This is a genomic window from Paenibacillus woosongensis (assembly GCF_009725165.1).
Classification (GTDB): Bacteria; Bacillota; Bacilli; order Paenibacillales; family Paenibacillaceae; genus Fontibacillus; species Fontibacillus woosongensis.
In genome coordinates this window covers 708,325-731,907 of sequence record NZ_WNZW01000001.1, presented here as the reverse complement: position 1 = coordinate 731,907, position 23,583 = coordinate 708,325, and the positions used below count along the sequence as shown (strand labels likewise).

The 23,583-nt window shown below is 50.3% G+C and carries 26 protein-coding genes and 5 tRNA genes; 25 read left to right on the top strand and 6 right to left on the bottom strand.

What is annotated here, in order from left to right; all coding sequences use genetic code 11:
• The first annotated feature begins 19 nt into the window (after positions 1-19).
• From GNP95_RS03550 to GNP95_RS03540, 3 genes are read left to right on the top strand one after another with little or no spacing between them, the layout of a single operon-like run.
• Complete coding sequence (locus tag GNP95_RS03550; RefSeq protein WP_155609487.1) at positions 20-1,507, top strand: bifunctional metallophosphatase/5'-nucleotidase; 1,488 nt, start codon at positions 20-22, stop codon at positions 1,505-1,507.
• 19 nt (positions 1,508-1,526) lie between these two features.
• Positions 1,527-2,462, top strand: a complete 936-nt coding sequence (rbsK, locus tag GNP95_RS03545; RefSeq protein WP_330163254.1) for a ribokinase — start codon at positions 1,527-1,529, stop codon at positions 2,460-2,462.
• Complete coding sequence (locus tag GNP95_RS03540; RefSeq protein WP_155609485.1) at positions 2,459-3,406, top strand: nucleoside hydrolase; 948 nt, start codon at positions 2,459-2,461, stop codon at positions 3,404-3,406. The genes rbsK and GNP95_RS03540 overlap by 4 nt, the downstream gene beginning before the upstream one ends.
• A gap of 152 nt (positions 3,407-3,558) precedes the next feature.
• On the opposite strand, the gene GNP95_RS03535 is transcribed toward GNP95_RS03540, so the two are convergent.
• Positions 3,559-4,923 (bottom strand): dipeptidase, encoded by a 1,365-nt coding sequence (locus GNP95_RS03535; protein WP_155609484.1) that lies wholly within the window; start codon positions 4,921-4,923, stop codon positions 3,559-3,561.
• Positions 4,924-5,182: 259 nt separating this feature from the next.
• Here GNP95_RS03535 and GNP95_RS03530 point away from each other — a divergent pair, with 259 nt between their 5' ends.
• The 3 genes from GNP95_RS03530 (at position 5,183) to GNP95_RS03520 (ending at position 8,381) form a co-directional block, all read left to right on the top strand.
• Entirely contained in the window at positions 5,183-6,439 is a 1,257-nt protein-coding gene (locus tag GNP95_RS03530) for a peptidylprolyl isomerase (RefSeq protein ID WP_155609483.1), read from the top strand.
• A 191-nt stretch (positions 6,440-6,630) separates the two neighbouring features.
• Positions 6,631-7,374 carry a class I SAM-dependent methyltransferase gene (locus GNP95_RS03525; protein WP_155609482.1) on the top strand — a complete coding sequence of 248 codons (744 nt, stop codon included), beginning with the start codon at positions 6,631-6,633 and terminating at the stop codon, positions 7,372-7,374.
• Entirely contained in the window at positions 7,371-8,381 is a 1,011-nt protein-coding gene (locus GNP95_RS03520) for an MBL fold metallo-hydrolase (protein ID WP_155609481.1), read from the top strand. The genes GNP95_RS03525 and GNP95_RS03520 overlap by 4 nt, the downstream gene beginning before the upstream one ends.
• Before the next feature lie 75 nt (positions 8,382-8,456).
• On the opposite strand, the gene GNP95_RS03515 is transcribed toward GNP95_RS03520, so the two are convergent.
• A complete protein-coding gene (locus GNP95_RS03515; protein ID WP_413773714.1) occupies positions 8,457-9,023 on the bottom strand; it encodes a phosphatidylglycerophosphatase A family protein in 567 nt (188 codons plus the stop codon).
• A gap of 159 nt (positions 9,024-9,182) precedes the next feature.
• Here GNP95_RS03515 and GNP95_RS03510 point away from each other — a divergent pair, with 159 nt between their 5' ends.
• The 3 genes from GNP95_RS03510 (at position 9,183) to GNP95_RS03500 (ending at position 11,845) form a co-directional block, all read left to right on the top strand.
• The gene (locus GNP95_RS03510; RefSeq protein ID WP_155609479.1) at positions 9,183-10,244 is read left to right on the top strand and encodes a GerMN domain-containing protein; all 1,062 of its coding nucleotides are present in this window, start codon (positions 9,183-9,185) and stop codon (positions 10,242-10,244) included.
• 210 nt (positions 10,245-10,454) lie between these two features.
• A complete protein-coding gene (gene rph / locus GNP95_RS03505) occupies positions 10,455-11,213 on the top strand; it encodes a ribonuclease PH (protein WP_155609478.1) in 759 nt (252 codons plus the stop codon).
• Positions 11,210-11,845, top strand: coding sequence for an XTP/dITP diphosphatase (locus tag GNP95_RS03500; RefSeq protein ID WP_155609477.1), 636 nt, complete (start codon positions 11,210-11,212; stop codon positions 11,843-11,845). The genes rph and GNP95_RS03500 overlap by 4 nt, the downstream gene beginning before the upstream one ends.
• 159 nt (positions 11,846-12,004) lie before the next feature.
• Here GNP95_RS03500 and cmpA read toward each other — a convergent pair whose 3' ends face one another.
• Positions 12,005-12,142, bottom strand: a complete 138-nt coding sequence (gene cmpA / locus GNP95_RS03495) for a cortex morphogenetic protein CmpA (RefSeq protein WP_155609476.1) — start codon at positions 12,140-12,142, stop codon at positions 12,005-12,007.
• 76 nt (positions 12,143-12,218) lie between these two features.
• Positions 12,219-12,569, bottom strand: a complete 351-nt coding sequence (locus GNP95_RS03490; RefSeq protein WP_155609475.1) for a hydrolase/acyltransferase — start codon at positions 12,567-12,569, stop codon at positions 12,219-12,221.
• Between the two features lie 129 nt (positions 12,570-12,698).
• Here GNP95_RS03490 and GNP95_RS03485 point away from each other — a divergent pair, with 129 nt between their 5' ends.
• The 7 genes from GNP95_RS03485 (at position 12,699) to GNP95_RS03455 (ending at position 14,419) form a co-directional block, all read left to right on the top strand.
• On the top strand, positions 12,699-13,172 hold the full coding sequence (locus tag GNP95_RS03485) for a SprT family protein (RefSeq protein ID WP_155609474.1): 474 nt from the start codon (positions 12,699-12,701) through the stop codon (positions 13,170-13,172).
• A 59-nt stretch (positions 13,173-13,231) separates the two neighbouring features.
• Positions 13,232-13,477, top strand: coding sequence for a hypothetical protein (locus GNP95_RS03480; protein WP_155609473.1), 246 nt, complete (start codon positions 13,232-13,234; stop codon positions 13,475-13,477).
• On the top strand, positions 13,461-13,622 hold the full coding sequence (locus tag GNP95_RS03475; RefSeq protein WP_155609472.1) for a hypothetical protein: 162 nt from the start codon (positions 13,461-13,463) through the stop codon (positions 13,620-13,622). Before GNP95_RS03480 ends, GNP95_RS03475 begins: the two co-directional genes overlap by 17 nt.
• A gap of 126 nt (positions 13,623-13,748) precedes the next feature.
• A tRNA-Asn gene (locus GNP95_RS03470) sits at positions 13,749-13,824 on the top strand.
• A gap of 7 nt (positions 13,825-13,831) precedes the next feature.
• Positions 13,832-13,923 (top strand) — tRNA-Ser (locus tag GNP95_RS03465).
• A gap of 165 nt (positions 13,924-14,088) precedes the next feature.
• Positions 14,089-14,163 (top strand) — tRNA-Glu (locus tag GNP95_RS03460).
• 173 nt (positions 14,164-14,336) lie between these two features.
• Positions 14,337-14,419: transfer RNA gene (locus GNP95_RS03455), tRNA-Leu, on the top strand.
• A 149-nt stretch (positions 14,420-14,568) separates the two neighbouring features.
• On the opposite strand, the gene GNP95_RS03450 is transcribed toward GNP95_RS03455, so the two are convergent.
• Positions 14,569-15,426 carry an HAD family hydrolase gene (locus GNP95_RS03450; RefSeq protein WP_155609471.1) on the bottom strand — a complete coding sequence of 286 codons (858 nt, stop codon included), beginning with the start codon at positions 15,424-15,426 and terminating at the stop codon, positions 14,569-14,571.
• Positions 15,427-15,620: 194 nt separating this feature from the next.
• On the opposite strand from GNP95_RS03450, the gene GNP95_RS03445 reads away from it, so the two are divergent.
• Positions 15,621-15,938 (top strand): AzlD domain-containing protein, encoded by a 318-nt coding sequence (locus GNP95_RS03445; RefSeq protein WP_155609470.1) that lies wholly within the window; start codon positions 15,621-15,623, stop codon positions 15,936-15,938.
• A 14-nt stretch (positions 15,939-15,952) separates the two neighbouring features.
• The gene (locus tag GNP95_RS03440; RefSeq protein ID WP_155609469.1) at positions 15,953-16,663 is read left to right on the top strand and encodes an AzlC family ABC transporter permease; all 711 of its coding nucleotides are present in this window, start codon (positions 15,953-15,955) and stop codon (positions 16,661-16,663) included.
• Positions 16,664-16,685: 22 nt separating this feature from the next.
• On the opposite strand, the gene GNP95_RS03435 is transcribed toward GNP95_RS03440, so the two are convergent.
• Positions 16,686-17,321, bottom strand: a complete 636-nt coding sequence (locus GNP95_RS03435) for a PAS domain-containing protein (RefSeq protein ID WP_155609468.1) — start codon at positions 17,319-17,321, stop codon at positions 16,686-16,688.
• Positions 17,322-17,543: 222 nt separating this feature from the next.
• Between GNP95_RS03435 and GNP95_RS03430 the strand changes: the two genes are divergently transcribed.
• The 7 genes from GNP95_RS03430 (at position 17,544) to GNP95_RS03400 (ending at position 23,436) form a co-directional block, all read left to right on the top strand.
• Positions 17,544-17,906, top strand: coding sequence for a helix-turn-helix domain-containing protein (locus GNP95_RS03430; RefSeq protein WP_155609467.1), 363 nt, complete (start codon positions 17,544-17,546; stop codon positions 17,904-17,906).
• A 62-nt stretch (positions 17,907-17,968) separates the two neighbouring features.
• A tRNA-Leu gene (locus tag GNP95_RS03425) sits at positions 17,969-18,051 on the top strand.
• Positions 18,052-18,250: 199 nt separating this feature from the next.
• Positions 18,251-19,969, top strand: a complete 1,719-nt coding sequence (locus GNP95_RS03420; protein ID WP_330163253.1) for an alkaline phosphatase — start codon at positions 18,251-18,253, stop codon at positions 19,967-19,969.
• Positions 19,970-20,058: 89 nt separating this feature from the next.
• On the top strand, positions 20,059-20,763 hold the full coding sequence (locus tag GNP95_RS03415) for an ABC transporter ATP-binding protein (protein WP_155609465.1): 705 nt from the start codon (positions 20,059-20,061) through the stop codon (positions 20,761-20,763).
• Positions 20,760-21,983, top strand: a complete 1,224-nt coding sequence (locus GNP95_RS03410) for an ABC transporter permease (RefSeq protein ID WP_155609464.1) — start codon at positions 20,760-20,762, stop codon at positions 21,981-21,983. The genes GNP95_RS03415 and GNP95_RS03410 overlap by 4 nt, the downstream gene beginning before the upstream one ends.
• A gap of 14 nt (positions 21,984-21,997) precedes the next feature.
• Positions 21,998-22,912, top strand: coding sequence for a hypothetical protein (locus GNP95_RS03405; RefSeq protein WP_155609463.1), 915 nt, complete (start codon positions 21,998-22,000; stop codon positions 22,910-22,912).
• 98 nt (positions 22,913-23,010) lie between these two features.
• The gene (locus GNP95_RS03400; RefSeq protein WP_155609462.1) at positions 23,011-23,436 is read left to right on the top strand and encodes an organic hydroperoxide resistance protein; all 426 of its coding nucleotides are present in this window, start codon (positions 23,011-23,013) and stop codon (positions 23,434-23,436) included.
• The last annotated feature ends 147 nt before the right edge of the window (positions 23,437-23,583 follow it).

Genomic DNA, 23,583 nt, shown 5'->3' with positions numbered 1-23,583 from the left:
TGATAAGGGGAGAGAGAAAATGACTACATTGAAGCAAGTGACAATCCTATATACGAATGATTTTCATGCCCAGGATCAACCCGTAAGAGCGACTTGGGTAAACGGCAGCCCGCTCATGGGAGGAGCCGCCCATTTGGCCAGTTATATCAGAAATGTACGATCCGAAGAGGAGAATGTGGTCGTGCTGGATGCCGGGGATATTCTGACGGGTCCGCCAATCAGTACACTAACTGAAGGCGAGGCTCCAATCGATCTCTACAATTATATTGGTTATGATGCTGTTGCCGTAGGCAATCACGAATTTGATCATGGATGGCAGCGGGCGCGGGAGCTGCTTAGCAAGGCGCAGTTTCCGTTCCTGTCGGCAAATATCTTCTATAAGAATACGAATATTTTATTTGCCAAACCCTATGAAATCATTGATACGGGTGATGTCCGCATCGGAGTCATCGGCATTCACGGCAAAAAAGCGGGACTTGAGACGATTCAGCTGGACCGGGTTACTGAACTCGAATTCCGAAGCCAGGAATCCATACTTCAGGAGGCTGTCAATTTGCTGAGGCCGCATGTCGACCTGATCGTTGTACTAGCCCATCAGGGCGTTCCGGCCGAACAAGGTACGGAAGATCGCGAGGTGGACGTAGAGCGTGATTTTGAGGAAGACGTATATATTGTTAATAATGTGACGGGCATTGATGTATTAATTGCCGGTCACTGTCATAAATCGATTGCCGAGCCTTATGTTGCCAAAAGTACAGGCACGCTGCTCGTATCCACTCGCGGGTTAGGCACAGTTGTAGGATATCTTCATCTTACGGTCGATGCTGAGGCGAAGAAGGTGGTCCGGCATAAAGGGCATTTAGTGCCGATTTATTCAGATAAAATCGAAGCAGATCCGATTTTGGCCAGCCGACTCGAGTACTGGGACGAGAAGCTGAAGGTGTTGATCGACCAGCCGATCGGACAAGCAACGGCGGCATTTACGCGGAATTATTTTGAAGAATCGACTTTAGGGAATCTTATTACCGATGCAGTTCGTGATTATACGAATGCGGATGTCGCCTTCCAGGTTGGCGGCGGTCTGAGAGCGGACATTGAGCAGGGCATTGTGACTTATGGAGACATTATGAATGTTGTTCCGTTCAATTCGGAAATTTATTTAATGGAGATGAGCGGTGCGGATCTTCTATATCTGCTGGAGCAGAGCGCGGGAATGGTATCTGGAGTGCTGCAGCAGTCCGGGCTTACGCTCGTCATCGATACGAAGCGGGAAATTGGAGACCGGGTCGCTTCGGCGATCGTGAACGGCAGACAGGTGGAGAAGGAAGAGACGTATACGATTGCGGTCAATGCGTTTATTCGCTCGGGCGGTGATGGTTTTACCGGCTTCCTCAGGGGAGCGAATGTCCGCAGTACCTCTGTGGTGGAGCGCGAAATCGTCGTAGACTATATCAAAAAACTTCAAACGATCGCTCCGAAGGTGGAAGGAAGAATTATTCTGCAATAGTTGATAAGGAGACAAAACAGTGAGACAGCCCAATATTGTAGTAGTTGGAAGTTTAAACATGGATATTGTCGTAAAGGCGGAGCGTGCTCCGGAAATGGGGGAGACGCTGCTGGGCCAAGAGGTCCATTTCATTCCCGGCGGCAAAGGAGCGAATCAGGCAGTAGCCGCCGCCCGGCTAGGTGCAAACGTCTTCATGCTTGGCGCTGTAGGAGATGACGCCTTTGGCCTGGAGCTTCGACAGTCATTGGAGCAGAACGGCGTGAATGCTGCTGCAGTTAGAATCGCTGCAGGGGAATCGTCTGGAATAGCATCGATTCTGCTTGTTCAGGGAGACAACCAGATTGTTGTCGTTCCTGGTGCAAATGCAAGCTGTACGCCGGAGGATGTATATATTCATGAGGAATTGTTCGCGCAAGCGGACGTTGTCCTTTTGCAATTGGAAATTCCGGTGGAATCGGCCGCTGCGGCGGCGGAGCTGGCTCATAAGTATGGCAAGGCCGTCATTCTCAATCCAGCCCCGGCGCAAAGTCTGCCGGAGAAGCTGCTGGAGAACACCGATTATATTACGCCCAATCGTTCGGAGCTCGGGCTGCTGACAGGACTTGAAGTTTCGGGAGCCGCTTGGAAATCGGCTGCAGAGCAGCTGGTTCGGATGGGCCCGGGGCAGGCCGTCGTTACTCTGGGCTCGGAGGGAGCTGCCTATATGACTGGAGCAGGCACAATGGAAAAGAAATCTGCTTACCGTGTCTCCGCTGTGGATACAACCGGAGCTGGCGATACTTTTAATGGAGGCTTGGCCTACGCGTTAGGATCGGGAGCTGGGCTGGGGGAGGCCGTATCTTTTGCCGTGGCTGCCTCGGCCCTCTCAGTGACGAAGCTGGGTGCACAAACGGGAATGCCCACGTATGAGGAAGTCATGAAATTTATGCACAAAGAGAAGGAAGTGATCGAATGACGGCAGCACCGCGAAAAATAATATTGGACTGCGACCCGGGCATTGACGATGCCATGGCGATCATATTGGCCGCTTACAACCCCTATATCGATCTGCTGGGAATCACGACGGTGGCTGGCAACGTCTCGGTAGAGAAGACAACTAGGAACGCCCTCTGTCTATGCGAGCTTATGGGAATCGGGCATGTTCCCGTGGCTCAGGGCGCGCAGCAGCCGCTTGTTCGAAAATCGGTATTTGCCGATTATGTACATGGCGACTCCGGCCTCGGGGGGATTCAATTGCCGCCTCCCCAGAAAGAAGTCATGCCCGAGCATGGGGTTGATTTTATCGTCCGTACGCTGATGGAATCGGAGGGGGATATTACACTTGTAGCGATCGGGCCGTTGACCAACGTGGCGCTCGCTTTGCGCAAGCAGCCGGAAATCGCCGCAAAAGTGCAGGAGATCGTCATTATGGGCGGCGGGACGATGGGCAATATTACACCAGCGGCGGAGTTCAACTTCTTTGCTGATGCGGAAGCTGCAAAAGTAGTGTTCGGCTGCGGGGCCCCGATTACGATGATCGGCCTGGATTTGACAAATCAGGCGATGGCGACCGCAGAGGTCAAAGAACAATTCGCCGCGGTGAACAATCGCATGTCCCGGTTCATCCTGGATTTAATTGAGGATTATGAGCAGCATAATTTAAAGCTGGGCCTAGCCGGAGCCACGGTTCATGACCCTTGCTGCATCGCTTACTGCATCGATCCGTCGATGTTTGAGGCAAAACGGCTGCGTGTAGATATTGAGACGAACGGTGAATTGACCTATGGGATGTCTGTCATCGACATGCTGGGCGTCACGCAGAAGCCGGCGAACGCCAATGTCCCGCTCAAGCTGGATCAACGGGTGTTCTGGGATTTATTTGTGAAAACGATTAGGGAAGCGAATGGTTCAGAGGATTAGATGGATTTTACGCAAATCCAATATTCCTTCCTTATTGCAGAAATTAACTGCTATAAATCCATTTATAATAAGTTGAACTTTTTAGTTGAACTTATTATAGCAATAAAACCATCCAGCCCCCTCCATGCGGAGGGGGCTGGAAAGGTTGATTGTCACCTGTGCTGGAGCGATTTCAGATAGTCTACGATCGTTAGCAGCCCTTTATCGAAATTCTCCAGATTGAAGTGCTCGTTGGGAGCATGGAGGTTCTCATCGGGAAGCCCGAAGCCCATCATGACGGCCGGGGCATTCAGTACGCGCGATAATGTTTCGACAATCGGGATGGAGCCGCCGTCGTGCGTAAACAGAGCTCGGGTGCCATATACGCGTTCGTATGCGTCCGCGGCTTTCTGCAGCATCGGATTCGCAGGATTGATAGTGAACGCCCGGGCTTTCTCGACTTGAACGATGTTCAACTTGGCGCCAGGCTGTACGTGCTGCTTGAGGTGCGCCTCGATTTTATCCAGAATATCCTGAGGATCCTGATCGCCGACTAAGCGGCACGTAATTTTGGCGTGAGCTTCCTTTGGGATGACGGTTTTGGAGCCTTCGCCCTGGAACCCGCCGTATACTCCATTCAATTCCAGCGTTGGACGGGCACCGGTCCGTTCCACGAAGCTATAGCCTTCTTCGCCATAGAGCGTGTCCAGGCCCAGATCGGCTTTTAATTTGGTCTCGTTGAATTGCTGCTTAGCGAATTCCTCGCGCATGGCAGGAGTCAGCTCCGGTACTCCTTGATAGAAGCCCTCCACGGCTACTCTTCCCTTGTCGTCATGGAGCGAGGCCAGCAAAGAAACGATCGCATGCAGCGCATTGGGTACGCCGCCTCCGAAGGTTCCCGAGTGCAGATCCGTATTTGCGGTGTGCACCGTAACTTCCAGGGAGCAAAGGCCGCGAAGCCCAATGCAGATTGCTGGTTTGCCCGGCTCCAGCAGAGCCGTATCGGAGATAAGGACGACATCGGCCGCTAGCTTCTCCTTATGCTCATCCAAGTACGGCGGAAGGTTAGGGCTGGCGATTTCCTCTTCGCCTTCAATGCAAAACTTAATGTTGACCGGAAGCTGCTTCTCTTCCTTTAATATAGCCTCCACGGCTTTGATGTGCAGAAACAGCTGGCCTTTATCGTCCGTTGCTCCGCGGGCATACAGCTTACCGTCCCGGATTGTTGGCTCGAACGGAGGGGTCTCCCATAAGTGCAGCGGATCTACCGGTTGAACGTCATAGTGCCCATATACGAGCACGGTTGGTTTCCCTGGAGCATGCAGATGGTCTGCGTAAATAATCGGGTGTCCCTTGGTTGGGATGATTTCCACATTCTCTAGTCCTGCGCTGGATAGTGAACTGGAAATCCACTCTGCTGCCCTGGCAATATCCGGCTTATGCTCGGATAGGGCGGAAATGCTTGGTATCGTTAGCAATTGCTTAAGTTCGTCTAAATGCTGTTCCCTGTGTTGTTGAAAATAGGATTCATAGCTCATCGTTGATCATATCCTCCCGGACTTTTTTGTGACCCCTTTAGTTTACTACGTTTTGCCCGCTAACACGAATACAAAGAGACAGGTACAGTTATTCTAACCGTGCGGATCATTTGTCATGTGAATTTGACAGATTTTACAATAATCTCGTTAATTTTATTTTTCTTTAATGTACGATATCACTAATTCTGGTACTCTTTTTAAAGAGAGCTCAATACTGAGAGCTTGGGTTGTCAGTAGATTGAAGGGAGTTATTGCGTACATGGATGATAAAGATAAGAAGGAACTGGAATCAGTAGAGGGGGTAGAACAAGAGCAAGGAAGCCAGTCCGCTGAACCGGGAACAGCTGATGAGGCAGTAACTGGATCGGAAACAGGGACTGGAGCCGAAGAAGGCGCAAATGCAGATGACAGCAAGGAGGCTGAAGCGGCTGCTGAAGGTAGTACGGAAGCAGAAGCTGACGTAGACTTCACGGAACCGGAAGCTGTTCAAGCGATCGAGGCGATTGAGCCAGCACAGGCTGCCGCCAAGCCGGATTATTATTTTGATGGACAAGCCAATACAGGAGCTGGATTTACGCCTTCACCATCTTCCAGTTCGTCCAAAGCGTGGCCGATCATTTCACTGATTCTAGCCGCTGGGCTAGTAATTGCATTGGTATTTCCACTGCTGAATAACAAGAAGGATGTTGTGGCTACGGTTAACGGTACTAAAATTACGCAGGATGAACTGTATAATGAACTTGTGAAGGCTGGCGGCGGAGAGCAAGCCAAGCAAGCGCTGAATGCTATAGTTATGAAGACTCTGATTACGCAGGAGGCTAAGAAAAAGAATATCGTAGTGACGGAAGAGGATATCAACGCGGAAATCGATAACTATATAAAATCCTTCGGCAGCCTTGAAATGCTGGAGCAAATGCTTCAGCAGTATGGCATGACGATGGACGATTTGAAGCAGGACTCCGAAATGAATGTCATGATTACCAAGCTGCTTGAGGATAAAACGAACGTGACAGAAGACGAAGTGAAGCAAACCTTCGAAACGTATAAAGAGTCCTTCAACACTCCTGAGCAGGTTCGGGCTTCTATTATATTGGTAGAGACCGAAGATGAGGCTAACGAGGTCATTCAGCAGTTGAAGGACGGCAAGGATTTTGCCGAGCTTGCCAAGGACAAGTCGCTGGATACCTTCACTAAGGATTCGGGCGGGGATACAGGATTCTTTGAACGGGGACAAGTGGAGCCTGCCGTCGAGGAGGCCGCATTTAAGCTGAAGCAGGATGAAGTCAGCGGCGCCGTTAAGACCGACGAGGGATACAAAGTCATTAAATTGACCGACCGCAAGGAAGCCAAAGAGGGTACGCTTGAAGAAAATAAAGAAGAGATTCGCAAGGGCTTGGTAGCGCAGCAAGTTCAGGAACTGTTCGGGGATTGGTACAGTGAACTAGAGAGCCAAGCGAAGATCACTAATAAACTGACGGATGCGGATACAGCGAAAAGCGATAATTCCGCAAGCTAATTTTTGAGCAAAGAAGAATTCGACTCAAGAATAGCCGGCGTCTCCTAAACAGGGATGCTGGCTATTTTGCTGTATTTTCGGCCTGATGGCCAGGGAGCCTAGCTGGAGATGTCAATTTCGATTGCAAGTTGCAGGGTTTATGTATAACCTTATGAATAGATGTTTTTTTTGATAGGAGAGGAGTAGTTCTGATGGCGGAGTGGTATGAACGCAGCTTCGGTGAAGATTATTTACTTGTCTACAAACATCGCGACGTGCAAGGAGCGAAACGCGAAGTACATACGATGATTTCTTGGCTGGATTTGCCTGTAGGGGCAAAGGTGCTCGATCTTTGCTGCGGCATGGGACGGCACTCCATGGCGTTGGTTGAAGCGGGTTACGAGGTTACGGGAGTAGATTTATCGGACGTGCTGCTGCGGGAGGCGCGGAAGAATGATCCTAATGGCCGCGTTACCTGGCTAAAGGGGGATATGCGCCAATTGCCGCTTGAGAGCGGTTTTGACGCGGTTGTCAACCTGTTCTCTTCCTTTGGCTACTTTGAGGAGGATACAGAGCATATCAAGGTATTACAGGAAATTCGCAGAGTATTGAAGCCAGGCGGACAATTTATTATTGATTTCCTAAATCCGGCATATACGGTGGAGCATCTGGTGCCTCGCTCCGAGCGGGTGGATGAAGGACAGCACATTACAGAAGAGCGCAGCATCCAGAACGGATATGTGAAGAAAAATATAACGGTCCGGAATATGGACTCGGGGACGACGGATGAACCGAGACATTATTTGGAACGGATCAAACTGTATAATCGAGAGGATTTTACCGAAATGTTAAAAAGCAGCGGTCTGCAATTGGAGCATGTTTATGGGGGCTACGGCGATATCCCCTATGAGCCGGAAACATCCCCCCGCATGATTATGGTCGGTAGATCCCTATGACGACCGGGCGATTTCAGGAGTGGGCTGAAGCTGGTGTGATTCAAATTCCGATTTCCATGGCGCCGCCGCTGCGACAGGTGAACAGTTATCTGCTTCACGGTCCAGAGGGAGTCACTATTGTAGATCCAGGGCCGCGAACGGATGCGACGGAGCAGGAGTGGAAAGAAGTCTTAAGGGAGCTTGGGCTTCAACCAGCCGATATTACATCGATTGTCCTCACCCATCATCACCCCGATCATTTTGGACTGGCCGGGTATTTGCAGCAATTGACCCAAGCTCCGGTCTACATGTCCGAACGCTCATATGAAGAAGCCGAGCGAATGTGGGGAGCGAACAGTAGGGTCAATGAGGCGCTGCCCGCCCTGTTTCGGCAGCATGGCATGCCTGAAGAGTGGTTGAGCCAGCTGCCGTCGCATTTGCACAGCTTCATGGCTCAAGTGACGCCTTTCCCCGAAGTTACTTTTGTAACGGAAAGCACCCCAATCGCTATGGGAGGGCGAAACTGGGAGCCTATCGTTACCGGGGGGCATGCTCCCGGTCATATGTCGTATTATGATCGGAGCAGCAAAATCATGATCTGCGGCGATGCCGTACTGCCGCAAATATCTCCTAACATCAGCTTAGTGCCCGGCAGCGAGCCAAATCCGCTGAAATCCTTTATGGATAGCTTGAAGCGGCTGGGTGCTTACGAAGTCAGTATGGCTTTTCCAGGACACCGCAGTCCGTTTGATTATTTCAATGAGCGGATTCGTTTGTTAATCGAACATCATGAGCAGCGGTTGGAGCGAATGGAACAGCTGCTGGTGGAAAAGCCAATGACAGGCTTCGAGGTGTGCAGCGCCGTATTTGGAACTAAGCTGGGCATCCATCAAATGCGGTTCGCGATCTCGGAGACTCTGGCTCATTTGCTTGAGCTGGTCCGCCAAGGCCGCACGGCCTTGGAAGAGACGGGCGGGAATGGGGAGCTTCAATTCAGGGGTTTGCAGGAATCTTATAGAGCCCGTTAGAGGCATATGATTATTAAAACAAGAACAAGCCGCGCATTCACGCAGCTTGTTCTTTGTTTTCCCGGCAAGTAAGATTTAGCGGTCTGAATCGATCGTTTCCTCGCCGTGTTCTTTCTCGCGCTCCGCCTGTTTGCGGTGGGCGATCCGGCTGCTCGCTGAAGCGGCAATGGCTCCAACGATATCGTCAAGAAACGTGTTGCAGGGGCCCAGGCTTTTATCGTTCAGCCGCTCCAAGACGCCAGGTTTAAGCTTGTCCACATAGCCATAGTTCGTAAAACCGATGCTTCCGTAAACGTTAACAATGGAGAATGCTAAAATTTCATCGACGCCGTACAAACCTTCGTCATTGGCGATCATATCCTGCAGCTCTGGAATCAGAAGCCCTTGCTCTGCCAAAATATCCAGTTGAATGCCTGTCAGCACGGCATTTTGGACCTCTCTCTTGCTGAGAACCTGCTCCACGTTGTGGATGCACTCCTCCATAGTCAGGTTTGGGTAATACTTCTGCTGCAGCAGCATAACCAGCTCGGCAATTTCGCCGAGTGTCACCCCGCGTTTATGCAGCCACTCCATGGTGGCATCAGCTACCTTTTTACTGTTCAAAGTATAAGGTACTTTCGCTTTTGGTTGGTCCATCCCCATTCACCTCTACCCCTCTTATATGATGTTCATGTGCTTGAATCGTCTGACTCGGCTAAGATGCAGTGTGTCCACTTCCGGGAAAAATTAGTTATTTTTCAAGAAGGGGCTCGTATATATAGTAATACAAACCTTAGAAAAATGTTAGGGAGGACCCTGGTCATGAATTGGAACCGCTCATTACGCAATACTGCCGTAGCGGGAATGCTCGCGCTTCCGTTATTGCTGACAGCCTGTAATCCTTTTGCCGCAAAATCGTCGGGTCAAATCGATCCTCCGCCTGCAGATGTTGAATACGAGATGCTGAGGAATCTTGAAGCGCAAGATCAGACAAGCCTGAGTACGGACGGTTTAATGTCCACCGTCTATCTGGAGAACGAGCACGGTTTGCTTGCTCCGGTAGCCCTGCGGCTGCCTGATGAAGACAGCAGCACGCAGTTGACAAGGGTACTGGAGAGCTTGGTGAAGGACGGCCCTTACGCCAAGCTTATTCCGGAAGGATTTACTGGTGTGCTGCCGGAAGGTACGGAAGTCGAGGCGGTTACGCTGCAGAAGGATCAGCAGCTGGCGATCGTTGAATTCACGGAGCCATTTACAAATTACGATGCCCGCAATGAGCGCAAGATTATGGAGGCTCTTGCATGGACGTTAACGGAGAATCCGGACGTTCAGCAGGTTCAGCTCTGGGTTGACGGAGCCAAACTGAACGAAATGCCTGTAGATGGCACGCCTCTGGATCGTCCATTGACACGTGCTTTAGGCATCAACTTGGAAATCAGCAGCGGCACAAGCCTTTCGCTGAGCAGTCCGGTCACTGTGTATTTCTCAGCTGCGACACCGGAGGGAGTGCAATATTTTGTACCGGTTACCCGTTTTGTCTCAAGTACCACCGACCGGGTTCAATCGGCGCTGCATGAGCTGATTAAAGGGCCGGCCCAGGGCGAAGGATTGGAGCGGGTCGTAACCGATAATACTAGCGTCGACAGTATTGACGTATCCCAGGAAGGGATCGTTACGGTAGCGATCAGTGACGATATGTTTGAGCCCGGGGAGAGAGTTCCTGCCCAAATGCTGCAGTCGCTTGTTCTTACTGTAACGGAGAACACACAGGAGGATCAGGTAAGGATCTGGCTGAATGGCGAAAAAGATGTCATAGGGCTTGATAACCAGAAATATAGCGAGCCGGTTTCCAGGCCTGAAACCATTAACGAAATCCCTCTGTAATGCTGTAATGACGATGCTTCGATTGCTTATTGGGCTTGCTGCGGCAAGTCCAATTCTGTTATTCAAGGCATTTAGGCTTTTGGAGTACCGTTCTGTGAAGGAGGAATACAGATATATCGCGGGGAAGGAATGGAATGGTGATTTTATGCTTACACTTTGGTAGAATAGGGAAAGCGTAAAGACAGCATGAAACGTAGGAGGCGGGTTACGATGAGAATAAACGGGCGTGAAGCAAACGAGCGGCGGCCAATGAACTTAACAGTAAATATTAACAAGTATGCAGAAGGATCCGTATACATCGAGGTTGGAGACACGAAGGTAATATGTACGGCTACCGTCGATGAGAAGGTGCCGATGTTCATGAAAGGCCAGGGCAAAGGTTGGGTAACTGCAGAATACTCTATGCTTCCCCGGGCAACCCACTCCCGTAACCAGCGCGAATCGGCACGCGGCAAGCAAAGCGGACGGACGATGGAAATCCAGCGTTTGATCGGCAGAGCTCTGCGTTCCATCGTTGATTTGCAAGCCCTTGGCGAGCGGTCGATCACCATTGACTGCGATGTGCTGCAAGCCGATGGAGGAACACGCACCACGTCGATTACTGGTGCATTCGTTGCACTGGCACTGGCAGTGAACAAGATCGTACAGAAGCACGCTTTGCCTGTATTCCCCATCACCGATTATCTGGCTTCCGTCAGCGTCGGTATCGTCGGCCAGGAGACGCTGCTGGATCTTAATTACGACGAGGACTCCAAGGCCAAGGTGGACATGAATGTAGTTATGACGGGGCAAGGCCAGTTCGTCGAAGTGCAGGGAACCGGCGAAGAGAATCCATTTTCCCGGGAGGAACTGAATAATATGCTCGAGCTTGCGGAGAAAGGCATTCGCGAAATGATTCAAATTCAGCGCGAAGCGCTTGGACCCATCGCCATGAAGATTGGAAGCAAGCAATCGGGGGCGGATGTATGAATAATAGCCAGGAATCAGTTCTTATTGTAGCCACCCGGAATCAGGGAAAAGTGAGGGAATTTGCTCATGCGCTTGCCTTTCTAGGCAAGCCCGTAAAGAGCATGTACGACTATCCCGAGGTTCCGGAAGTGGTCGAGGACGGCAAGACGTTTGCGGAGAACGCACGCAAGAAGGCAAAGGAAGTGGGTGATTTCCTTGGCCAGTCTGTGCTGGCCGATGATTCGGGGTTATGCGTGGACAAGCTGGAAGGCGCGCCTGGCGTTTATTCGGCTCGCTATGCTGGGGAAGGGGCTTCGGATGAGGACAACAATGCCAAGCTTCTGAGCGAATTGGAGCACATGCGGCTAGGGGAAGATACGGAGCAGCCGCTGCTCAGCACAGCCCGGTTCGTGTGTCATCTTGCCCTGTATAATCCGGCGACGGGGGAGTTTACAGAGGCTTCTGGAACGGTGGAGGGCTGGATTACATCGGAGCCAGCCGGAGAAGGCGGATTCGGATATGACCCGCTGTTTTATCTGCCGGAGTACGAGAAGACCCTTGCCGAGCTAACCGTCTCGGAGAAGCAGGCGATCAGCCATCGCGGGGCGGCATTGCGCCAACTGGCCCAGCAAATGGAGGACATGAATAAATAAGAAGCCTCGGCAGTGCGGAGGCTTCTGAGAAATTGATTACGTAATGAAGTTACTATAACCCCTTTAAGTGACCGTATACGAGCCTGTTCATTTCCTTAAGGACGGACTGAATGCTGAACTTAAAGGGGTATTTCGCATGACACGGTTGTGGCCGCTATGCTACTGAAGCTCGTTGTTTTCATTGTTATTTTTACGGCGGCTATAATAAAAAAACCAACAGTCATTAAGCAGGCGAATTTGACGCCGGTCTTTTTTATGAAAGGCGCGCATCATCTGGTTGCTGAGCCAATTGGGCAATACAATCTCCTCCCGACTTTTCCCTATGTACGTTAGCATATGGGGAGAAGCCGTGAAATGTGCAGGTCCATGAGCTCTAGTGGCCCTCTTCCTCGTACCACTGCTCTAGCTGGGCCTGCAGCGCGCGAATTTCCGTAAGCAAAGAGATCAAGGGATAATTCTCTTCGCGTATTGCGGAGAATGCAGCTTCAAGCTCATTGATGTAGGCTAAGCCGCTTGTAATTTGCAGTGATTCCTGCAGCAGATCAAGCTGTTCGCATTCGGCAATCGCTTGCGGCAGAGATGGAATCTGGGCTGCGGTTAGCTTATCGATTTCTTTGTTCAGGCGCAAATTGAGGGCGCTTAGCTGGTAAGCGTAATCCGCAGGCATTTCCACAAAACGCAAATCGCTGCCCTGCTGCAAAATGACATATCTCATTAAGGACATTTTTTACAGTCTCCTTTTCAATTATTGCTACTTGACAGTGTAGCTTAACAGGAAGTTAGAATTCAAGTACAAACCGTGTTTGATCAAGGGCAGGAATGTGAATGGCTGCAAGAAATGGGGGTTATTTTCATGACGGATGAACAACTACAGGCCTGGGTGGAGGAGATTTCGCTTCGCAGCTTTGGGTTGCCTTTTCGCCATGAAGCCAGGTTTAACCGGAGGCTTAGGTCGACAGGCGGCAGATATTTTATGAAGTCCCATCATATCGAGATTAATCCGGCCCAGCTGGCTGTTTACGGGGTAGAGGAAGTGGAGAAAATCATTAAGCATGAGCTATGCCACTATCATTTGCATATTATGGGCAGAGGCTACAGACATCGGGACCCGGAATTCAAAGCGTTATTAAGCCGGGTTGGGGGAAGCAGATACTGTCAATCGTTGCCTGGAGATCAGGGCAGAAGTACATTGCCTTACCGGTATATGCTCAAGTGTACAAGCTGTGGTATGGAATATTTGCGTAAACGCCGCGTTGATCCTCGGCGATACCGCTGCGGGAAATGTTCGGGAAGTCTACAACTGTCGAGTTACGGGCAGCAAAATTGACATAAGCAGCAGAACTGAAGTGTGATATACTACAATAAAAGATAGGGAAGTGATCCATTATGGCTAAGTCGAAGGCCAAACGAATGCGCGAGAAATTAACGCGCGAAGGCAGACGCAACCCGGAACTGGGGAGAAGCCCCTTTGCCACAGCAGATTTGAGAACGAGAAGAACCAAAACTAAGCAAGAGCTGTTAAATCAGAGTAAGCATAAACGGAAGAACCTGATCTCTTATTATGGAGATGATGGTTCTTTTTTGTTGACAAGAAGCAGCTCGGCTTGTCATATATATGAAGTGGGAGCGTAAGGATCCAAAAGGGAGAGGAGCAGCCGGCCTCGAAGGAGCAATATGCGGACGGAGGCGAAGCAAAATGAGTGCAGAGATGCTGATTCAACTGCTAGTACTTATCGTCATGCTCATCGAACTGGCGCGGCACCGAAAGGATTCCTGAAGTTCCGTGAAGGTCTGGCCGCCGGTGCCAGGCCTTTCCAGCCCTATCTTACGACATGTCCTAATCTTGACTTTGCTTCAAAATCATGATAAATTATACCGTAAATCTATAGTAAACAATTAGCGTTCCCCGATAGCTCAGTCGGTAGAGCACTCGACTGTTAATCGAGTTGTCACAGGTTCGAGTCCTGTTCGGGGAGCCATGTCTTTGGAGAGATACCCAAGTGGCTATAAGGGGACCCTCTGCTAAGGGGTTAGACTGCGTAAGCGGTGCGAGGGTTCGAATCCCTCTCTCTCCGCCACTATAGATTGAGAACCCTCGGTGGTTCGTCGGAGCATGAAGCCAAAAAGTCCTGATGGACTTTTTTTAATTTTCTTTTGTAAAAAAAGGGGTTGCCAACGCTCGCGAACTTTGCTATACTCATTTTTGTTGTCGCTCCAAAAAAGACTTCACCTTAAATAAATATGGCCCGTTGGTCAAGGGGTTAAGACACCTCCCTTTCACGGAGGTAACAGGGGTTCGAATCCCCTACGGGTCACCACTTTCATATATATGCTTCAGTAGGGTGAGAATCCCTTGAGGGGTTCGTCGGAGCATAGGCTTCGGTAGGAATACTTCGCAGTCTCGAACGAAAGAGAGAGTATCCCCTACGGGTCACCACTTTCATATATATGCTTCGGTAGGGTGAGAGTCAGAAGTATTATAACTTAATATGCGGTCGTGGTGGAATGGCAGACACGCTATCTTGAGGGGGTAGTGGGTGTATACCCGTGGAGGTTCGAGTCCTCTCGACCGCATTGATAACAAAGAGAAGAACCTTGCGTAAGCAGGGTTCTTTTGAACTTTTTATTACATCGCAATATATAGCAAAAGCTGCTTAAGGAATCTACATATGGTAAAAGAAAAGCATCCTCGCCATTGGCGAGGATGCTCTATAGCGGAAGCTTTATAGATCTAGAAGCGTACTTAAGGCATAGGCGACTCCGTGTTCGTTGTTACTGCGGGTAGTCAAAGTGCTTAGCCGCTTGACTTCTTCGACGGCATTACCCATCGCTACCTTTGTCCCAGCAATCTGGAACATGGAAATATCATTATAACTGTCACCGATAACGATCGTATCAGCCATGTCGATATCGAAATAGGAAGCCAGAAATTGAAGGGCGCTTCCTTTGTCCGTTTCGGTCGATATGATTTCTAGCGTATGCTTGGCAGCGGCTGTTGTATGGACGAAAGGCTGATCGCGGAAATGATCGCGAATTTGATCCAGCTTCGCATCATCATAAGTAAAAATTAACAGTTTATAAATAGGGCTTCTGGCTTGTACCACCTCACGAAGATCATCAATTTGCCGGAAGCCGAATTGTTGAAACTGGGTTTGCACAGCGGCCTGCAGCGTATCTGCGTCGATGTCGGGATTGGCGCTGACTAGGATATCGATTTCGGCCTGAAGCTTGCCTTCTCCGCCACATGGCGAATAAATGTCATCCGGGCAAAATATTTCGAAATATACGTCCTGCTCCAATAAGTAATTTATGGACTCAGCGGCAATGGCGTGGGGGATCGGAGTCTCGTTCAAAAGACGGCCACGCTCATCGTGGACAGCAGCTCCATTGGATGAAATAATCGGAATGGATAATTCCTCGCCAATTATTCCCTTCACATCAAAGCGGGCTCTGCCTGTGCAGATCGTTACTTTATGATCCCCGCCGGACAATATATTGCGAATGGCCGCGAGGCCCTCTGTACTAGGTTTGCTCTCAGCGGTGAGCAAGGTTCCGTCCAAATCGATAGCAATTAATTTCATGCATATAGCCTCCCTATAGCTTGTTCTGCGGTTGCTTGCTAAGAGTATAAAGTATGAAAATGATTTCAGGTCAATATAAGGAAACTATGTTACTATAAATCATAGGTAATCAGGGTGGAAAACCCAGCATTCTATTGGAGTACCACTTGAATTTGTATAAAGATAAAAGAACAACTTAGGAGCAGGATGGGGAAATGGAATCTCAACTTTGGATTATTCTTCTCATTGGAGCAGGAACTTATTTGTTTCGCGCAGGTTCGCTTGTGCTTGGGAGCAGGGTACAATGGTCAGAACGGACTAAGGAATGGCTTTCTTACGTGTCCCCGGCAGTTCTGGGTGCCTTGCTAGGTCCTTTATTATTGCTGGACGAGGGGCAATGGGTGCCCATTAAGGATAATATTATGCTGTTAGCGGCTATACCAACGATAGCAACAGCCTGGTGGACGCGGCGGTTGCTCTTGACTGTAACGGCAGGCATCGCCTGTTTTGCTGTATTATATTATTTCATGTGACAGGAGATACAAGCATGAGTCGAAGAGATAGAGTAGCTTTGGCGTTAAAGGATGTGTTGCCAATCATGCTGGCATATTTTCCTTTATCGATCACGTTTGGCGTCTTGGCAGCTGCAAGCGGGGTGCCCTGGCATACGTCGATTTTTAGCTCGATATGGATTTATTCCGGGGGAGCCCAGTTTATGCTTATCAGTATGTTGGATACGGCGACGGCTCCTGCTACAATCATCGCTACCATCCTGCTAGTGAATATGCGGCATATTTTGTATGGTGCCACAATGGGGCCGAATTTGGCTCACTGGCGGGAACCATTGAAATGGTTGGCGGCGGTAGGATTAACGGACGAGAGTTTTGTCGTAACCTACAACCGGGCCGCTGCCGGCGAAAAGCTGGCGCCTTCCTATTATTTGACCTTTGCGCTGGCGGCATACGGATCATGGATTGCAGGTACGGTTGTCGGTGCGGGAATCGGCGGGATTGTTCCCTCAGAGGCCGCCGCTGTGCTTAGCTTTGCGCTTCCTGCGCTGTTCCTAGCACTATTGTTCGCTGGCGAGCGCACGCTTCCGCATCTGCTGGCAGCCTGCACAGGAGCGGGCTTAGCTACGCTGGCAGGGCTCATGAATTTAGGCGGAGTCGGCCTTATCGCCGGGGGGCTTGTCGGAGCTACGGCAGGACAGCTGCTGTACAGGCAAAGGAGCAGAATCAGCAAACAAGCCAGAAGCTAATATCTGGATGATAGCGTTAGCCCTAGTCCTCATTTGCGGGTAAATCAAGGATTGAAGAATATTTGGGATATAAGACACGGATGCAATCCGGGCATATATCATGAGTAAATTCCGCATGGGTATTCCTGATCAGGAAGTTCTCGATATCGTCCCAGTGGTTATCTTCATCCTTTATTCGCTTGCATACCGCACAGATCGGAAGCAGACCGCGCAGCGTGCGGATTTGCGAGATAATTTCTACAAGCTGCAATTCATACCTCTTATAACGCGTCATATCTATGCAGCTCAGGACAACGCCGCCAATACAGTTCTCTTCCATAAGCGGGATAACCTCCAATTGGAACCATATCGTTTCTTGCGACAACGACAAATGAATGTGAAATTCCTTGCTATAGAAAGAACAGTCCCCTTGAAGAATGTTATTCAGCTGAGAAAGGAACATCGGGGCATTAGGGCACAAATCCCGATTGTCCGGATTCTTTAGAAACTCGATAAGATTTAATCCGGGTCGATCCCATAAAGGAGATAGACCCAACTGAGCGGCTTTCTTTGCCCAGGTTGGGTTCACCTGCTGGATGGTACCTTGGGTATCGGTTATGGCCAGGCTTTGGTTCAGGGACTGGGCAGCCGAAATCCATAAAGACAGACTATGGGTCATCGCGAACACTCCTATCTGAAATTACTAAAGGATAGATGCTGGCCTGGCTATTGTCACCGTGTGCGGGATCAAGATGTGAAGGATCTGGATGGTCTATGATATAATGGCCTGAAAGGATTGCCCAAGACATAAAAAGGTTTAATCAAATTATACACGTAAATACGTGACTTTACAACAAAATGACGTAAATGCGTAATGGTTTTGCGAAGGAGGGCCGAAGAGTTGTCTATTTATGAAAGGATCGAATCGCTCATCAAAAGCAAAGCTATGACCAAGAAGGAATTCTGCAAGGAACTTGGCATCAGCACCGGAAACTTGGGCGACTGGAAGCGCGGCAAATCTTCGCCTGGCACGAATAAGCTCATCGATATTGCCGCATATTTCGATGTGAGTCTGGATTGGCTGATGACCGGCCGGGAACGTGAAGCAGTACAGGTGCATGAGGAAAGAGAAGCTTATGCTGCGGACGAGCCGGACTGGATCCGCCTTAGCAGCCGTTTGACAGAGCGTGAGAAGGCTTTTATTCAGGAGTATTTGGAGTTTACCGAATACCGCAGAAAGATAAAGAGAATGGGCGGAAAATAATAACACTTTACTTTTAGTTCCCGCGGCGATATAATATAAAATGTTCGTTTCAAACATAACCTGCGGTCGTGGTGGAATGGCAGACACGCTATCTTGAGGGGGTAGTGGGTGTATACCCGTGGAGGTTCGAGTCCTCTCGACCGCATATGGCAAATGAAGAAAAGCCGTTTCTTTAGTAGATTATATCTACTGGAGAGACGGCTTTTTTGCTGTTGAATTGGATTTGGACCGCCCCTCAAAACCGTCTGGCAGGTTTTAACATTCAGAGAACAATCATTTGACATTCCCCTAAAGATTGGGATTTACACTCTTAATAGTTCTGATCATTGTTGGGAGGAGATTTAGTGAATAAACTACTGAAAGGCTTGGCAATCGGCGGATTGGTATTATCCGTTGTTTCTGCCGGATCATTGGCAACAGCGAAGGAGAATACCTCGGGGGCGGCAGTCTCGAAAGGGCAGTCCAAAAATTTGATCGTTCTGATCGGAGACGGCATGGGGCCGGCGCAAGTATCGGCGGCTCGTTATTTTCAACAATACGAGAATAATGTAAAAAGCCTGAATTTAGATCCGTATTATGTCGGACAAGCGACGACTTATGCGGATCGCGGGGAAGACGGCGGACAAATTGTCTCTGGAATCGTGACGGATTCGGCCTCTGCGGGAACGGCATTTGCGACGGGGAATAAAACGTATAACGCAGCTATCAGCGTCTCCAACGAAGACGTCTCCAGACCGTTTGCCTCCGTGCTTGAAGCCGCTGAGCTGAATGGCAAATCGACAGGTCTCGTTACGACAGCGCGTATCACTCATGCCACACCGGCAGTATACGCTTCGCATGTGCGCAACCGTGACAACGAGAATGCAATCGCATCGCAGTATCTCGATAGCGGGATCGATGTGCTGTTTGGCGGGGGTGAATCATTTTTCCTGACAAAAGAAGAAAAGGGCAAGCGCAGCGATAAAAATCTCCTTCCTGAATTTGAGGCCAAAGGCTATAAAGTCGTAAAAACAGGACAAAACCTAGGCAAGCTGTCTGCCAAGGATTCCAAAGTGCTGGGATTGTTCGGAAGCTCTCACGTTGCTTACGTGCCGGATCGTACGGCTGAAGTTCCAAGCCTGGCTGAGATGACCTCGAAGGCGCTCGAAATTTTGTCCGCCAACGAGAATGGGTTCGCCATCATGATCGAGGGAGGACGCATCGACCATGCCGGCCATGCGAACGATTTGCCAACGATGGTTCAAGAAGTGATTGATTTTGACGAGGCCTTTAAGGTGGCGATTGAATTCGCCAAGAAGGACGGAAATACGTCGGTCGTCGTTACCGCTGATCATGAAACGGGCGGCCTTTCCTTATCCCGGGACAACATTTACGAGCTTAATGTAGATCTATGGAATCAACAGAAGAATTCCTCCGAGAGCTTGGTAACGGTTTTGAATGAGGCAAAAACGATCGCGGACGTGAAAAAAATCGTTGCGAACAATACTTGGATTACTGATCTGACGGATGAAGAGGCGCAATATATCCTCGACGGCGACGGCTCCTCATATAAACGTGAAGGCGGGTATAACGCCGTCATCTCCAAGCGTCTGCTTGTCGGCTGGTCCGGTCATGGGCATTCTGCTGTGGATGTAGGCGTGTGGGCTTACGGGCCGATCGCGGAGAAAGTAAAGGGTCAAATCGACAATACGCGGATCGCTACAGCTAGCGCTGAGGTGCTGGGCGTTGACTTGCAACAAGCGACGGCTAACCTGCAAGCGAAGCATCTGTATCCAAAATTCAAAATTAACCGCAGCAATGAAGTGCTCTATCCGGCCAAAGCGTTAACGGAAGCGCTTGGGGGCAAGTACCAGATTGCAAACGGGATAGCTACGATCAGCGGCAAGGGCGGTACGGTCACTGTCGATTTGAACGCGAAGAAGGCTAAATTGAACGGAAAAGACTCCTCGATTTCCGCAGATATTGATAATGATGTGCTGTACCTTCCGTTAACGGCATTTAGTCAAGTATCGGGACAATCCTTGAAGTGGGACGCTCTGTCCGAACGGATCGTACTGAAATAACGATAAACATACAAATGGGGATGCCCAGCTGGGAAACAGGGGAATGTGCTTCTCCTGTTTTCCTGTATTTTCAGATAGGGGGAAAGAATATGCTGCAAATTCAAGGGGTGAAGAAAGGGTTCCATGTAGGCGGTAGCCGTATTCCGATCCTTGACATTCCGCAGTGGGACGTCGGGCGTGGGGAGAAAATAGCGATCATCGGACCAAGCGGCTCGGGAAAAAGCACCTTGCTTCATATTATTAGCGGAATTCTCCGGGCGGACGAAGGGGAGGTGCAAATCGACGGGCAAGCGATCCATCGCATGACGGAGCCGGCGAGGGACAGCTTTCGCGCTAGCCGCATCGGCTATATCCTGCAGGATTTTCACCTGATTCCTTCGCTTTCGGCAAGGCAGAATGTCGAAATTGTGATGCCTGCCCAAATGGGTGCCGCAGAGCGGCGGAAACGCATCGATCTTTGGTTCGAGCGGGTTGGGCTCGGCGATCGCAGCCGCCACTTGCCATCACAGCTGTCCCGGGGACAGCAGCAGCGCGTTGCGATCATTCGGGCGCTGGTCAATGAGCCGCCGCTCGTCTTGGCGGATGAGCCTACAGGCAGCCTGGACTGGGAAACGGCGGACGAAGTGACGGATTTGCTGCTGGAGCTTTGCCGCGAAGAACAGCATACATTAATCGTCGTAACGCATGATCTGAATATGGCGAACCGTTTTCCGAGACGAGTCCATATTGGCGAAATCAATCAGATCACCGGAATGAAGCGTTTGGCCGAAAATCGGGAGGAGAGGGCGATATGAACTTTTTTCACCTCATCCTAAGAAATATGCTGCACCGGAAATTTCTGTCCCTCCTGACGATTCTGTCTGTAACGGCCACGGTCGCATTTGTCCTGCTTCTCTCGTTATCCAAGGCGAGCGTTGAACAAGGGGCACAGAAGGGATACGGTCCATTTGACGTTGTCGTGGGCGCGCAGGGAAGCCAGACTCAGCTGGTGCTGAATACCTTCTATCACATTGGCGCTCCAGTCGGGAATATTCCCGGCCGCACAATGGATATGGTTCTGGAGGACAGCGGGGTCGAGAAGGCGTATGCCATCACAACTGGCGATAACTATAACGGTTATCCGATCGTGGGCGTTAACCCGGAGTATTTTCTAACCCGGTATGGCGACCAGAAGCTGCAGGAAGGAAGCTTATACAGCGAGACCGGCGAAGTGGTCGTCGGGGCTTATGTGGCTCGAATGCTCGGGCTGCGGGCAGGAGATACCTTTACGGGGGCGCACGGACTGGTCGAGGGCGCGCATCATGCAGACATGGACGACGAAGGTCATGGCGAATCAGGCGAACATCATGATGACCACGAAAGCTTCATTTATACGGTAAAGGGCATTCTGCCCATGTTGAATACCCCGGATGATCGTGCGGTCTTCACGACCTTGGATTACGCCTGGGCGGTCCATGGCCAGATGTCGGGAGAGAGGGAGATTACAGCCATTCTGATCAAGCCGGCTAGCCTGCTCGGTGCGCAGGGATTGAAGACTAAACTCGAGGGCATGCCTCAAGTCCAGGCCGTGTATACAAGCAAAGCTGTAGCGGATGTGGTGAATCTCGTGGATCAAGGGGCTGGAATCATTGAGGTGGTGACGGTGCTGTGTGTCATCCTGGCTGCCATATCAATTCTGCTGTCGCTTATCGCAGCTGTCAATGAAAGAACGAAGGACGTAGGTCTCCTGCGTCTGCTCGGAAAATCAAAAGGCTACGTGCTGATGACGCTGGTCGGAGAAGGGATATTGGTAACGGCAGCTGGGCTTGTCTCAGGATTTCTGGCCGGGCATGCAGCAAGTTATGTTCTGAAAGATGCGCTGTTCAGTTATGCCGGCATCCAGATCACTCCATTTCAATGGAGTGCTGATCATATCATTATTGCGGCAGCAACGATGGCGATTGGTGCCCTTGCTTCCCTGGGACCGGCCCTGCGGTTGTACCGGATGGATTCATTGTCGCTATTCAAAGCGTAAGGAGGTATCCTGAATTGAAAAAAATATTACTCGTATTGCCGATTCTTGCTGCGGTCGTGTTGCTGCAAGCGTGCGGCCAGAAAGAGTTAGCCAGTGAACAAGCAGGTTCGTTTGCGGCGGCAATAAACCGCAGCCCGGCAGCAGTTACGCCAAATTCCTATGACCCTCTATCTACAGGTAAAGAAGCTAATGCAGCGGTGAAGGCGCCGGAGGATCGACCTGCTGATGAAGAGTGGAAGGAAGATAAAGGCGGGGTGGAGCAGCCGGGTAGTGGGGATGATACTGCTAAGGCGGAGCTTCCTGTACAGAAGCCCGCCGTGCAGGAACTCCCTGTCCCCGAAGCGAAACCGATCGTTAATGCGGGGGACGGAAGTAAGGCGGCCGAACCTTCTGCAGCCCCACCGAAGAGCGTGGCGATAGAAAGCCCGGTGCGATCTTCGGCAGAGAAGAACGTGAAGAAGGGCACCGAACAGACTGCGGCAAATGCAGCTCCCAAAGTGGAGGCAGTAGTGACTGCGGAGGAAGATAAGCTGCAGGCTGCAGAGGAGACGAAAGGAACGGGGCCAGCGAAGATCGGCTGGTCGGAATTTTTTGATGGGGATGACCAAACGACGCCTTCGGACCGCTTCTGGGATCTCAGCGGTTCTACCGTAACGATAAAGGGATTTATGGGCGAGGTGCTGTCCTTTGAGAAAAACTGGTTTCTGCTTATCCCCGAGCCTGGCGCGGAATGCCCTTTTGACAATGGAGACGAGACCTATTGGAACAAGATCATGATCGTGTTCGTGCCAGATGATGTGAAGTTGAGATATAAGTCGGAGCCGCTGGAGATCACAGGACGTCTCGACGTCGGTATTAAAATCGACGAGTCGGGATATAAAACGATGTTCCGCCTATATGACGCCTCCTTCAAGGAAATCAAATCCTGACGGGGAAACAGGAGAATAACCAGGGCAGGCGTTTCAAAGCGGTCTTATTGCTTTAAATGGACAATGACCCGAATATTTTAACAAGGAGGGAACGATTCATGGAAGCAATGTATACGGCAACCGCTACGATTCAGGGAGGAAGATCCGGCACCGTGGAGACTTCGGACGGGGCGTTGAAGCTCGAACTGAGCATGCCCAAAGCAATGGGTGGACAAGGCGGCTCCGGCACTAACCCGGAGGAGCTGTTCGCGGCCGGATATGGCGCTTGTTTCGCCAGCGCTCTGGAGCATGTAGCAGAACAAGACGGCATAAAGCTGGAGCAGGCAATCGTGAAGCATCATGTGAGCATCGGCAAGGATCCTGCAGATGGCGGATTCCAATTAGCTGTGGCCATCGATGCGCAAATTCCGGGAGTAGAGCGAGGCACAGCCCAACAATTGCTGCATAAGGCGCATGATTTTTGCCCTTATTCGAAGGCGACACGAGGCAATATCGAGGTGAAGCTGAACTTAATTGAAGGTTAATGATATGAAAAGACTTCTCATGGGCAATACTGTTCTGGAGAAGTCTTTTTGATCACATTGAAATGGATTTAATTGTCATTCAATTCCAAGTTGACACACCGTAAAAAATTATTTAATATGTCTAAGTACTAAATAGGACTTAAATCT

Excerpts from the sequence above, each read along its gene's own strand:
- GNP95_RS03550 (WP_155609487.1), top strand. The coding sequence starts at position 20 with ATGACTACATTGAAGCAAGTGACAATCCTATATACGAATGATTTTCAT.
- GNP95_RS03540 (WP_155609485.1), top strand. The coding sequence starts at position 2,459 with ATGACGGCAGCACCGCGAAAAATAATATTGGACTGCGACCCGGGCATT.
- GNP95_RS03535 (WP_155609484.1), bottom strand. The coding sequence starts at position 4,923 with ATGAGCTATGAATCCTATTTTCAACAACACAGGGAACAGCATTTAGAC.
- GNP95_RS03530 (WP_155609483.1), top strand. The coding sequence starts at position 5,183 with ATGGATGATAAAGATAAGAAGGAACTGGAATCAGTAGAGGGGGTAGAA.
- GNP95_RS03525 (WP_155609482.1), top strand. The coding sequence starts at position 6,631 with ATGGCGGAGTGGTATGAACGCAGCTTCGGTGAAGATTATTTACTTGTC.
- GNP95_RS03520 (WP_155609481.1), top strand. The coding sequence starts at position 7,371 with ATGACGACCGGGCGATTTCAGGAGTGGGCTGAAGCTGGTGTGATTCAA.
- GNP95_RS03515 (WP_413773714.1), bottom strand. The coding sequence starts at position 9,023 with ATGGGGATGGACCAACCAAAAGCGAAAGTACCTTATACTTTGAACAGT.
- GNP95_RS03510 (WP_155609479.1), top strand. The coding sequence starts at position 9,183 with ATGAATTGGAACCGCTCATTACGCAATACTGCCGTAGCGGGAATGCTC.
- rph (WP_155609478.1), top strand. The coding sequence starts at position 10,455 with ATGAGAATAAACGGGCGTGAAGCAAACGAGCGGCGGCCAATGAACTTA.
- GNP95_RS03500 (WP_155609477.1), top strand. The coding sequence starts at position 11,210 with ATGAATAATAGCCAGGAATCAGTTCTTATTGTAGCCACCCGGAATCAG.
- GNP95_RS03490 (WP_155609475.1), bottom strand. The coding sequence starts at position 12,569 with ATGTCCTTAATGAGATATGTCATTTTGCAGCAGGGCAGCGATTTGCGT.
- GNP95_RS03485 (WP_155609474.1), top strand. The coding sequence starts at position 12,699 with ATGACGGATGAACAACTACAGGCCTGGGTGGAGGAGATTTCGCTTCGC.
- GNP95_RS03480 (WP_155609473.1), top strand. The coding sequence starts at position 13,232 with ATGGCTAAGTCGAAGGCCAAACGAATGCGCGAGAAATTAACGCGCGAA.
- GNP95_RS03475 (WP_155609472.1), top strand. The coding sequence starts at position 13,461 with ATGAAGTGGGAGCGTAAGGATCCAAAAGGGAGAGGAGCAGCCGGCCTC.
- GNP95_RS03450 (WP_155609471.1), bottom strand. The coding sequence starts at position 15,426 with ATGAAATTAATTGCTATCGATTTGGACGGAACCTTGCTCACCGCTGAG.
- GNP95_RS03445 (WP_155609470.1), top strand. The coding sequence starts at position 15,621 with ATGGAATCTCAACTTTGGATTATTCTTCTCATTGGAGCAGGAACTTAT.
- GNP95_RS03440 (WP_155609469.1), top strand. The coding sequence starts at position 15,953 with ATGAGTCGAAGAGATAGAGTAGCTTTGGCGTTAAAGGATGTGTTGCCA.
- GNP95_RS03435 (WP_155609468.1), bottom strand. The coding sequence starts at position 17,321 with ATGACCCATAGTCTGTCTTTATGGATTTCGGCTGCCCAGTCCCTGAAC.
- GNP95_RS03415 (WP_155609465.1), top strand. The coding sequence starts at position 20,059 with ATGCTGCAAATTCAAGGGGTGAAGAAAGGGTTCCATGTAGGCGGTAGC.
- GNP95_RS03410 (WP_155609464.1), top strand. The coding sequence starts at position 20,760 with ATGAACTTTTTTCACCTCATCCTAAGAAATATGCTGCACCGGAAATTT.
- GNP95_RS03400 (WP_155609462.1), top strand. The coding sequence starts at position 23,011 with ATGGAAGCAATGTATACGGCAACCGCTACGATTCAGGGAGGAAGATCC.